Source organism: Zymomonas sp., from assembly GCF_020216885.1.
Classification (GTDB): domain Bacteria; phylum Pseudomonadota; class Alphaproteobacteria; order Sphingomonadales; family Sphingomonadaceae; genus Zymomonas.
The window spans coordinates 1-11,578 of the sequence record NZ_JAIWON010000097.1 but is presented as its reverse complement, the minus strand read 5'-3'; the positions used below and the strand labels follow the sequence as shown (position 1 = coordinate 11,578).

Below are 11,578 nucleotides of genomic sequence, written 5' to 3'. Positions count from 1 at the left end.
TTATTGACAAAGGCGAAGCCACGGGCAAACCCGTCACGGTGGTCAAAGACTTCCGGCAAGGGAACAAGGTCTATGGTTTACCGGCAGGTATGACCGGCGATGCGTCAGGTGCCTTGTTGATTGCCGATGAAGCCAGCAACCGCATCTGGCGGCTATCCAAAGACTAATCGACAACCAAGCAAGAATAATCGCGCTTCTTTCTCCGATCTCTCCGCCCCTTTGGTCTTTTCTGTTTTCCCTGTCAGAGACGACAGCTGACAGGCAATCAGAATCCATAGACCAAAGCAGGCTATATCAAGCGGAGTCTCTTGCTATTTCGCTTATAAGCGCCGTCATGCTCTTGCCACAGAGATAAAGCGAATTTTAAAAGCCGGCTAGACAGCCTGTCACCCCATAAAAACGCCTATCATGGGCTAGACAGCGCGCCTAACGGGCTATCGCATCAAATAAGAAAATACCCGTCATATCCGCCATCCGATGACGATAGCGATCGACTTTATCGGGATAGCGAACGCCCTTCACCAAAGACAGACTGCGTAGCTGGGCAAATAAATGAATATCGTCAGTCGATAACTGACCATTAACCGCTTCTGACGACTGAATAAGCGGTTCCAACTGCTCCAAACTATCTTCATAGCGTTGAATCAGGCGCGGCGTTTCTTTGATACATTGCTCGAAACTACCCACTTCGCCTTCTTTGCGGCGAATAAAATAGCGTCTTGCCGCTTGGGTTGCGAATTCTGGCAAAGGTGCCATCACCGCTCTTGGATAAAGCAGAGAATAAATACCGGAAAAGCTATGCATAGCCCGTAAAACAGCCGGATTACGCGCTCCCTTTAAAAGAGGACGACCTTTTTCTTGGTCGATATATTGGACGATATCCATACTCTCGCCCATAAAACGGCCATTTTCTTCCAAAATCGGTACCAGCTTATAACCAGTCATACTGATCGGCTGCGCTTCGTCATTATGCTGCAAGATAACCTGATCGAAAGCTAAATCTTTCAATCCGAAAATCATCCGTGCTTTTACACAGAAAGGGCAATGTTCATAGATATAGAGTTTTAAATTCACAAGCCGACCCGCCTTATTGACCATCTCAAACAGGCGGGTATTCTACCCCGCAAGGCAACAATATTTAAGACAGAAATCACTTGCCTGAAAAAGACCTCAATGTTTTTGACAACAGGAAAAAACAAAAGCGGGCAACCCATCGGCAGGGTTATAAATCTTCCGGCGATAGTCCCAATGCTTCACGGGCGCGTTGACCGAGATCCAGCCCATTGATGACTTCAACCATATGGAACGGATCAATTTCGGTAACCCGTTTCCCTTCACGACTTTCTTTATAATAGGAAAGTTTCAAAACCGCTTTGCCGTCTTCCTGTTTCAGAACGCCTCTTCCGATAATTTCGACCGAAGGACTACGTAATGAAAGTTTGGTAAAGCCTTTCTGCCGCACCGCTTCAACAAGGGCATCATCCGCTGAAAAAGCTAAAATCCCTAAACTCGCCAAGGTCACTTCATCGGCAACAGAGGGATCATCAGACGGTATTCTTTTATAAACCGGCTCTGGCAATGACACATCCGAAACCATGCCCAGAAGGTCATCTTCGGCATTAAAAAGCTGCATAACATCCGAATCTTGTGAAGTGTCCATCTTCCGGCCTTAACTGGGTTATCATGATGCCTTTTGCAGAAATTCTCTTTACCAAAAGAGAATCCCGCTTTCAGCTTTTCATTTCTCAAAAACACTTAAAATATAACATAAATAATATATTTAGACAAATAAAAGAAAATTTATAATAAAAATCGGGCAATCAAGCGCTTCTTTTTACAAAAAACAGAAACCCTGTTCCAAGCAAAAAAACGCTCTTTATCAAAAAGATAAGAGCCGCTTTTTCCTCAACAAAAGGCTATTTATCCTGTCCCGCTGGATTCAGCTTTTTCACCGGAAAGCTAGGATGCTTATCCAACCAAGATTGTGCCTCTTTTTTGGCCTCGGCAATCTGGGCAGGCGTCATCATTTTACTTAAGACCTGACAATTATTTTCGGCATTTTTCAAACCCAGACCGGCCGCCAGACTGAACCACCTATAGGCATCCACATCATTTCGAGCAGCCCCCTCGCCCAAATGCGCCATTTTACCCAACATAAACAAGGCAACGACATCACCCTGCGCCGCTGCTTTTTGATACCAAACGGCAGCCTCTTTATAATTTTGGGCTTTGCCTTTGGCCTGATGGTAAAGGAGGCTTGCCAAGTTTAACTGGGCTTTCACAAAACCTTGATCGGCGGCCTTTTGATACCAAGCCAAGGCAACCTTCTGATCTTGAACAACGCCTTGGCCTTTTTCATAAAGATAGGCGACATTATATTCAGCAGCCGGAAATTTCTGATCGGCAGCCTTCTGATACCAAGTCGCAGCGGTCGCCATATCTTGGGTTACGCCCTGCCCCTGACTATACATCACGCCCAAATTATATTCAGCCAAAGCATACCCTTGGGCAGCCGCTTTTTGATACCAGATAGCCGCCGTTTTATAATCTTGAGCTGTGCCAAGGCCTTGATAATACATATCGCCCAAATTGGTCTGGGCAACTTTGTCGCCTTGCCCTGCTGCCCGCTGTAACCAAGTCAAAGCAGCCTGAAAATTCTGGGGAACACCGACACCATATTGATACATGCTGCCGACATTGTTTTCAGCCTTCACAAAACCCTGATCAGCGGCTTTCTGATACCATGAAAAGGCGGTTTTATAATTTCTCGCCACGCCCTTTCCTCGTTCATAAAGCGCTCCTAGATAAAATTGGGCTTCGGCATGACCGAGATCAGCAGCCTTCTGAAAATACTCTCTGGCTTGGCTATAACTCTGGGCAACATTATGTCCGTGATAATAGTGAAGACCAGATTCAAAATTGTCGTTTGCCTTTTTGACATCTGCCGTTTTGACGGCGGCATAAAGCGGGAAAGATGTCATCGGCGTTAAAGCCACCAATAATGGTAACCAGATATTTTTCTGAAAAAACAAGCTTTTTGTCGTCAGTATCACGGTTACACCCCTATTTTTTCAGAAACCGGAATAAAAGATACCGTTATCTTTCTGGCATGACAGAATAACAAGCTGCCTCAAAAAGATAACCCATGATAACGATCGACCATAGGCAAAATACAAATTATCGAGAACTGTGTTTTTGTTACCTGAACAAGACAAGCTCGCGATTAAAAAATACATAATGCCTGATTTTCGTGACAGAATAAGGCACTTACAATATTTCAAAAATGAAGATTTTTGTTCTTTCAAATCATAAAAATATATCAACAAAAAAGACTTCTTATGCAATAGCTCAAGTCTGATTTATTAAAATTTTAAAACAAATAATGATTTATAAATTGCTGAATCTACATCAAAATCGCGCCCCAATTTTTGAGATACTCTCCAAATTCCTTTTTATCTGCATCCATCTTGTCTTTTTTCTTATCTCCAAAAAAGGCTTTTAAATCAGGCGATAACGGCCTTTTTGGATCCTTTTCAATAAATCGAAGAAAACGATAACTGTAAAAAAAAGTTTGATAATGAAACGAATTATCATTAGCAATTTTGTCATTATGAAGAGATCGACTCAATATAGAGAAAGAAATGATACTTTGTATCATAAGCATAATAAAAACAATCATGACGGATTCTTTTAATTGCTCCAGTCAATATCGCTTCTCATTTCTTGGAAGGCAGAAAGAAATCAAAAACCAGCCTGCCTTTTTATTTAAACAATACTCAATAATAAAGATTATCTTTTTTATTATTTCTTTACCGAATAGAAGGAAAATAAATATGATGCTCATTGACAGGGATAATGCTCAAAAGCACATCCCCTTCTTGAAAACAGATTTATTTTCAAATTCTATTTCCGAAAAAAGAAAAAAGATAATATGTACGTCTTGTTCTATGAATCATGCAAAAACGGATTGTCTCAAGACCTGTTTGCTTATGGCAAGCAGCTTATTTCTTCTTCCCTGCGCCACGGCTGCGACAGCCTCTTCTTACGACCAACCTGATACCCAAATACAAAGAGACAGCGCAAAATTAGGCAATTCGACACCAGCGGTCAGCCAAATCGATCCTGCCGCTGCCCGAGATTCAAAAACCACAATTCCTTCACCTACCGCCGATAACAAAGATACTCTTGACACCAGCGGCAACCTCCTCGGTGATATGGGCGGGCTTCGGACATGGCTTTATAAATACGGTATTACCTTTGATCTCGAAGAATATGACGAATTATGGGGTAATGTTTCGGGTGGTACCGGCGGCAAGCCCGCTTATGAAGGGGTCACCGCTCCGACTATTCGGGTCGATCTTGAAAAATTGATTGGCCTCAAAGGCGGCCTTTTCAATGTCAGCGCACTACAAACCCGTGGGCGCTCTATCAGTCAAGAACAGCTTTCCGTCTATAACCCTGTCAGTGGCTTTGAAGCAGACCGTTCCACCCGCTTATTTGAATTATGGTATCAACAAAGTTTCTTCCATGACAAATTAGACATCAAGATCGGGCAGCAAGATCTCGATACAGAATTTTTAATCAGCGATTACGGCGCGCTCTATTTGAATGCCAATTTCGGTTGGCCAATGGCGCCTTCCGTCAATCTCTATGGTGGCGGGCCCGCATGGCCATTGGCTTCTCCCGCCATCCGCTTCCGCTATCGCCCGACCAATCAGCTTACTGTTCTTTTTGCAGCAGCCGATGACAATCCATCGGGTCACAGCTTTTACAATAGCAAAGATCCCACCAATCAAAGCGTCCATAAAGACGGTGCCAATTTCAATATGGGCGGCGGCGCGCTTTTGATTGCGGAATTACAATATGCCATCAATCCGCAACCGGACGATATGTCCACAGTTACCGAAAATCCGGGCTTACCGGGTATCTATCGCTTGGGCGGATTTTATGACACTGGCCGTTTTCCCGACCAACGTTACGATACCAATGGTAATTTGCTCGCTTCACCGGACAGCAACGGCAATGCCCGCATGCATCGTGGGAACTGGATGATTTACGGTATCGTCGATCAAATGATATGGCGGCCTTCTTTGGGGTCTCCAACCTCTCTTGGGGTTTTTGTTCGCCCGACTTTTAATATGGGCGACCGCAATCTTGTTTCTTTTGCGATTGATGCTGGTCTCAATCTCAAAGCGCCCTTTAAAGGACGCAATAATGACACCGTTGGACTAGCTTGGGGCATGGGACGTACCAGCTCAGGCCAGCGCGCTTATGACCGCGATCTCCGTTATTTCAACGGGGGCAGCTATCAACCGATCAGCGGCACTGAACATCATATAGAGCTGACCTATCAGGCACAAATCACCCCTTGGATGGTCTTACAACCTGATTTGCAATATATCATCAATCCATCGGGTGGCGTTCTTAATCCGAACACGTATAAAAAAGTCGGCAATGAAGTCGTCTTCGGCCTACACAGCAATATCAGCTTCTAAAAATAATCTTTCCAATCCGGTGCTTTTCCATTTTCAGCACCGGATTGGAAAGAAAGCCGAAAATCATCCCCCATAAGAGCAGTGTCCTATTCAAAAAAAAGATATTTTGCCTTTTTCCAAAAGACATTGGCACATTCAAATATTTACCGCCAAAGAAAGAATATGATAGACTTGAAAAATCGCTACCCTTTTTAATAGGGCAGGCTTTTTTCAAGCAAAGACTAAAAATAGTCCTGCTTTTTCAGCTTAGGATGCCTCATGAAACAGCGCCCGTTAGGAAAGACCGGATTCCAGATTGCCCCAATTATTTTTGGCGGCAATGTTTTCGGCTGGACAGTCGATGAAAAGCGCAGCTTTGCGCTTTTGGATGCGTGGGTTGATGCCGGTTTTAATGCCATTGATACCGCCGATATGTATTCGGCTTGGGTCGATGGGAATAAAGGCGGGGAATCCGAAAGCATCATCGGCCATTGGTTACAAGCCCATCCTTCCAAACGGGACAAAGTCCTTATTTTTACCAAGGTTGGCGGCGATTTCCGCGATGAAAAACGAAAAGGTCTGAAAGCTGGCTATATCCGCCTCGCCGTCGAGGCTTCGTTGCAAAGACTGTCAATCGAAACCATTGACCTTTACCAGTCCCATTTCCCCGATGAAACCGTTGATGATGAAGAAACCCTCAGCGTTTACCAAGACCTGATAAAGGAAGGCAAAATCAGAGCCATCGGGGCTTCAAATTATACCGCGCCCCAACTTGATCGCGCCTTAAAAATCGCCGAAGAAAAAAATCTACCCGCTTATCAAACGCTGCAACCCGAATATAATCTTTATGACCGTTTCGGCTATGAAGGTGCCGTTGCCGATCTCTGCCTTGACCACAAAATCGGGGTAATCCCTTATTACAGTCTGGCTTCCGGCTTTTTGTCGGGGAAATATCGTTCCGAAGCTGATCTCGGCCAAAGCCAACGCGGCGAAGGCATCAAAAAATATCTTAACCCTCGCGGGATGCGTATCTTGGCCGCATTAGATAAGGTCTCAAAAGAACAAAATGCCAAACCGGCAGAAATTGCATTAGCATGGTTATTGACGCGCCCTGCCATCACCGCCCCGATCGCCAGCGCGACCAGCATTGAACAAATGGCTAGCTTGAAAAAAGCCACTGAAATAAATCTGACCCCAGATGAAGTTATGCTGTTGAATGAGGCCAGTGCCGTTTTACCAACGGATTAACGAAAACTACTTTTCTTCTGATACAGATTTTTTAATGGGGCGTTATTCAGTCGAAAGTTTTTAACCGGCCTTGCGATCGAAAATAGACATTTTCTCATAGCATAAAAACAAGGGGCATCATTGGGATGGATAAGCTGTGAAATATTGGGCGATACTAGGCAGCCTTCTATGCGTTTCTTTGGGGAGCAACGCGCTCGCGGCGAAACATGAACCTCGTTATGTTTTGGAAAAGGTGGTTGAATTAAGCCGCCATGGTGTCCGTCCCCCGACACAAAAAGAGGCCGAAGAAATTGCCAGCGGCACAAATAGGAACTGGCCGGAATGGGTAACGCCTCTTGGGGAATTAACGGGTCACGGTTATGCCGCTTCTCTTCTCAAAGCGCGTTATGAAGGGGAATATTACCGAAAAACCGGCCTGTTAAAATCCGGCTGTGGCCTTTCGAAAGATGTCTATATCTGGAGCAGTCCGGTCGAACGTTCAAAAGCCACGGCACTAGCCTATGTGGACGGGATGTTTCCAGCCTGTAATATCCCTATCCATTATAGCGATATGGATTCAGACTATCTTTTCCATTTTAATAAATTGGTGCCGCCCAATAACGCCCCCGATCAAGCCAAAGCTGAAATAGAACAAATTCTGGGAAGCAATCTCGCTACAGCACGACAAAGAATGCAGCCTGAAATAGCACGACTTCGGGCAGCCGTCTGTATCGCTGGAAAAAGCTGCCCGATATTCGACACCCCTTGGCAAATTAAAACCAAAGATAAAGGCGGCCTATCTGTCACAGGTCTCGAAGGCCTGTCTAGCATCGGGGAAGTCCTGCTACTGGCCTATAGTGAGAACAAACCGCTGTCCGAGGTCGCTTTTGGAAAAGCCCCCGATGCGGCCACGGTCGGCGCTCTGTTGTCGCTACAGACACTCCGCTATGATGTCGGAAATGATCGCCTTTCGGCTGCCAGACAAGGCGGATCGGTTTTATTAAATCAAATCCGCATGGCGCTAGAATTGGGAACAGGCAGCGCTTCAACCACAGGCAGACAAGCCATCGCGGGGCCTCCTGATGTCGCTTATTTGCTCTATGTTGCGCATGATACCAATATCGCCTTTATCAGACGCTTATTGTCCTTCACATGGCAAGTCGGCGAATATCCTCGCGGCAATATCCCGCCCAGCAGTAGCCTCGTCTTTGAAAGATGGCAGGATCGCGCAACGAAAAAACGCTTTATCCGGCTTTATTTCCAAAGCCAGACGCTCGACCAAACGCGATCACTCACGCCGCTCGATCAACGCCATCCTCTACTGACAGCCGAATTTAAAAAACCAGATTGTCAAAAGACCAAGGTCGGCACGCTTTGTCCTTTCGAGACTATGATTGCTCAAATGAACCAAGCGATTGATTATTCGACTGTTGCTATCGCGGCTCATCCGGTAAAGTAACGCCCCTTTTTGAATTTTCATTCGGGGTATCAAAACAGTATTATGAGAATAGAATTTACTTTTCCTTGCTTTGGCTCTTTACGGACAGTGGCGACCGACAATGCCCAATTCGGGGATGCCGTTATTTTCTTTGGCTGGTTCATCACCGAAACAGCCATGAACATCGCGGTAGAAGGCTACAAAGTTAAAATGGACGAAGTCATCCGTTTGGTTGTAATCGACGATGAGGGTAATGATATCACAACCAAAGTCGCCGATTTCTATGCCAAAGCCGCTGCCGATATTCAGGAAGAACATAGCCACGCTTCCTGAATATCCTTTCCAAGCGGACTATTTAAAAATAATGTCCCGTTACGTTAAAGGCCTGTTTCTAGCCCATGGTTTTATCGGCCTTTATCAAACGGACAATATTTTCGGTGCTGCGCTTGATATTGGCCGCCGCCGATAATAAGGCCTGATCTAAAGGCATCGCGGCGGGTAAAATCCCAAAAATCGCATCAATACCCTTGTCATACAAACACTCTATGCCTTCCCCGACATAGCCACCAAGGGCAATCACCACCGTTTCAGGGTTAGCTTTCTTGGCCGCTATCGCCACACCCAGCGGGGTTTTTCCATATTGAGTCTGAAAATCGATACCGCCTTCGCCTGTCAGGACATAATCGGCATCTTTGCTTTTCTCCATCAAACCCGTGATACGGATAACCAGTTCAATACCTTTTTCTATTGTCGCATCAGTAAAAGCCAACAACCCACCACTTAATCCACCGGCCGCACCCGCTCCCGATTTTTCGGCAATATCTTTACCCAAACTAGCCTTTATCAAATCGGCATAATGCCGCAAATTATCATCCAGCCGTCGAACCATGTCAGGATTGGCTCCCTTCTGGGGGGCAAAAACAGCGCTGGCACCGACCTCACCCACCAAAGGATTGGTTACATCCGAAGCAATGATAATTTCGGTGTCCGCTATACGGGGATCAAGGCCAGAAATATCTATCTCGGCCAAGGCAGATAAGCCGCCACCCCCTCGATCAATAGGCTGTCCCCCTTTATCAAGAAAGCGCACACCCAAGGCTTCAGCCATACCAGCACCACCATCATTGGTCGCACTTCCCCCCATGCCCATAATGATTTTTCTAATGCCCCGATCCAAAGCCGATTTCATCAACTGTCCGGTGCCATAAGTCGTCGTGATCAGCGGATTTTTGCTCTTCTCATCCACAAATTGAAGACCGCTCGCCGCCGCCATTTCGATAATGGCTGTCTTGCCATCGCCCAAAATACCGTAATCCGCTATCACTGACTGCATCAGGGGATTCATCACCCTTTCGCTTATTCGCTGGCCTTGGGTTGCATCAATCAAAGATTGTACCGTGCCTTCGCCACCATCCGCCATAGGGAGAATAACCGTTTCGGCTTCGGGCAAAATCCTCCTGATAGCCCTTTCCATAGCAAGAGCCGCCTCTTTCGCAGTCAAGCTACCCTTAAACGAATCCGGTGCCAGCAAGAATTTCATCTTCACGCTTTCTGTTTTTGTCACAATTTACCAGATTTAAAATCGGATGCCTTGCTCAAAATTCCGACCATCCCAAATTACTCACAGTAATTTTTATCCGATCATGGATAGGATTGGCCTCAATATCATTGTAAAAAATAGGATAAGCCAAGGCCTGATCGTCAAAGGACAAACAAATGATCGACTATAAAAATGCCGATAAAGCGACATTAAAGGCAGAATATAAACGCCTTTCTCGGGAAACCCACAATCTACCATTCTTTACCAGAAAAGAATTCTACACCCTTCCCGAAATACTGGATGATGAAGAAACCCCCGTCGCCATTACTTCGGGCATGATGAACGATCATACATGGCTGATCGTGTTGACCAATCGCCGCATTTTATTCCTTGATAAAGGGATGCTGTTTGGGGGCAAACAAGTCATTATCAGCTTGGCTGATATTACGGCTATTCAAGGCTCTACCGGTCTCATTTATGGTGAAATCACGATCAGTACCGCCGGACAAAAGCACGAAATCAGCCATATTTATAAAAAAGCCGTTAATAGCTTTATCCAAATGACGGATAAAGAACGGGATCAATATCGCTCTGATCCGATCCAAAAAATCAAACCCTTCCATCAGAATACCTCGGATAAAGTCACCCAATTGGAAAAACTAGCCGCCCTTAAAGATCAAGGCATCCTGACAGAAGAAGAATTTGAAAAAGAAAAAAGGCGTATTTTGGCCTTATAAAAGACGAAAATATTTCTTACATTGCCCCCATCTCAAAGACAGTCCGCCTTTCAAAATAGATATCACAAAATCGGGAAACAGAATTATGTGCGGTATTATCGGTATTATCGGACGCGAAGACCTTTCAGAACGCCTTTTCCAAGGATTAAGACGGCTGGAATATCGCGGTTATGATTCTGCCGGTATGTGTACGATTCATGATGGCAAACTCGATCGCCGCCGTGCAGAAGGCAAACTCGACAATCTCGGTCGGGTCTTGGCGAATGATCCCCTTCCGGGTAAAATCGGCATTGCCCATACCCGTTGGGCAACCCATGGCGCACCAACGGTTGCCAATGCCCATCCCCATATTGCGGGTGATGTCGCGGTGGTTCACAATGGCATTATTGAAAACTTCAAAACATTGCGCGACGAATTACTGGAACGCGGCCATCATTTCGAAAGCGAAACCGATACCGAGGTCGTCGCTCATCTTCTTGATGAACAGATACAGGCAGGGAAAGACCCCCGTCATGCGGTTTCCAAGGTTCTGAAAAAATTGCGCGGCGCTTTTGCGCTCGCCATCCTTTTCAAAAATTATCCCAATCTCTTGATTGGTGCCAGACTGGGTTCACCTTTGGTCGTTGGCTATGGCGATGGCGAAAATTATCTTGGCTCGGATGCCTTGGCTTTGGCACCGCTGACCCAGAAAATCAGCTATCTCGAAGAAGGCGATTGGGTCGTTCTTACGCGTGAAGATATCGAAGTCCACGATATCGAAGATAGAATTGTCGAAAGGCCGGTGGTGCTATCTGGTGCCAGTGGCCTGATGGTTGAAAAAGGCAATTACCGCCATTTCATGCAGAAAGAGATCTTTGAACAGCCGGTCGTCGTTGCTCAAACTTTACAAAGCTATCTTCGTCCCGTTGAAGGGCAGGTCGCACTGCCAGACCCCGATTTTGATCTTTCTCAAATTAAAAGAGTAACGATCGTGGCCTGTGGCACCAGCTATTATGCCGGTATGGTTGCCCGCTATTGGATTGAGCGCTTTGCGCGTGTGCCAGTCGAAATCGAGGCCGCGTCAGAATATCGCTATCGTGAACCGGTGATGGAAGAAGGCGGCCTATCACTTTTTATCAGCCAATCGGGCGAAACCGCTGACACCTTGGCGGCACTTCGCCAT

The 11,578-nt window shown here is 45.9% G+C and carries 11 protein-coding genes; 6 read left to right on the top strand and 5 right to left on the bottom strand.

The genetic code is table 11. From position 1 onward, the window contains the following. Positions 1 to 426 precede the first annotated feature (426 nt). The 4 genes from grxB to LDL18_RS05290 form a co-directional block, all read right to left on the bottom strand. Positions 427 to 1,098, bottom strand: coding sequence for a glutaredoxin 2 (grxB, locus tag LDL18_RS05305; protein ID WP_296507511.1), 672 nt, complete (start codon positions 1,096 to 1,098; stop codon positions 427 to 429). Positions 1,099 to 1,222: 124 nt separating this feature from the next. Further along, positions 1,223 to 1,660, bottom strand: a complete 438-nt coding sequence (locus LDL18_RS05300) for a phage major tail tube protein (RefSeq protein WP_296507508.1) — start codon at positions 1,658 to 1,660, stop codon at positions 1,223 to 1,225. Between the two features lie 256 nt (positions 1,661 to 1,916). Continuing rightward, positions 1,917 to 3,053, bottom strand: a complete 1,137-nt coding sequence (locus tag LDL18_RS05295; protein WP_296507506.1) for an SEL1-like repeat protein — start codon at positions 3,051 to 3,053, stop codon at positions 1,917 to 1,919. A 350-nt stretch (positions 3,054 to 3,403) separates the two neighbouring features. Beyond that, the gene (locus tag LDL18_RS05290; protein WP_296507503.1) at positions 3,404 to 3,679 is read right to left on the bottom strand and encodes a hypothetical protein; all 276 of its coding nucleotides are present in this window, start codon (positions 3,677 to 3,679) and stop codon (positions 3,404 to 3,406) included. 310 nt (positions 3,680 to 3,989) lie between these two features. Between LDL18_RS05290 and LDL18_RS05285 the strand changes: the two genes are divergently transcribed. The 4 genes from LDL18_RS05285 (at position 3,990) to LDL18_RS05270 (ending at position 8,472) form a co-directional block, all read left to right on the top strand. Beyond that, positions 3,990 to 5,495, top strand: coding sequence for a carbohydrate porin (locus LDL18_RS05285; RefSeq protein ID WP_296507501.1), 1,506 nt, complete (start codon positions 3,990 to 3,992; stop codon positions 5,493 to 5,495). A gap of 258 nt (positions 5,496 to 5,753) precedes the next feature. After that, a complete protein-coding gene (locus tag LDL18_RS05280) occupies positions 5,754 to 6,722 on the top strand; it encodes an aldo/keto reductase (RefSeq protein ID WP_296507498.1) in 969 nt (322 codons plus the stop codon). Between the two features lie 136 nt (positions 6,723 to 6,858). Further along, positions 6,859 to 8,160, top strand: a complete 1,302-nt coding sequence (locus tag LDL18_RS05275) for a histidine-type phosphatase (RefSeq protein WP_296507496.1) — start codon at positions 6,859 to 6,861, stop codon at positions 8,158 to 8,160. A 42-nt stretch (positions 8,161 to 8,202) separates the two neighbouring features. Next, entirely contained in the window at positions 8,203 to 8,472 is a 270-nt protein-coding gene (locus tag LDL18_RS05270) for a hypothetical protein (protein WP_296507494.1), read from the top strand. A gap of 58 nt (positions 8,473 to 8,530) precedes the next feature. Here the strand turns inward: LDL18_RS05270 and LDL18_RS05265 are convergent, their stop codons facing one another. Continuing rightward, positions 8,531 to 9,679 carry a glycerate kinase gene (locus LDL18_RS05265; protein WP_296507491.1) on the bottom strand — a complete coding sequence of 383 codons (1,149 nt, stop codon included), beginning with the start codon at positions 9,677 to 9,679 and terminating at the stop codon, positions 8,531 to 8,533. A gap of 176 nt (positions 9,680 to 9,855) precedes the next feature. Between LDL18_RS05265 and LDL18_RS05260 the strand changes: the two genes are divergently transcribed. Both LDL18_RS05260 and glmS read left to right on the top strand, forming a co-directional pair. After that, entirely contained in the window at positions 9,856 to 10,416 is a 561-nt protein-coding gene (locus LDL18_RS05260; RefSeq protein ID WP_296507489.1) for a PH domain-containing protein, read from the top strand. Positions 10,417 to 10,501: 85 nt separating this feature from the next. Next, on the top strand, positions 10,502 to 11,578 hold a 1,077-nt coding region (glmS, locus tag LDL18_RS05255), incomplete at its 3' end, for a glutamine--fructose-6-phosphate transaminase (isomerizing) (protein ID WP_296507487.1).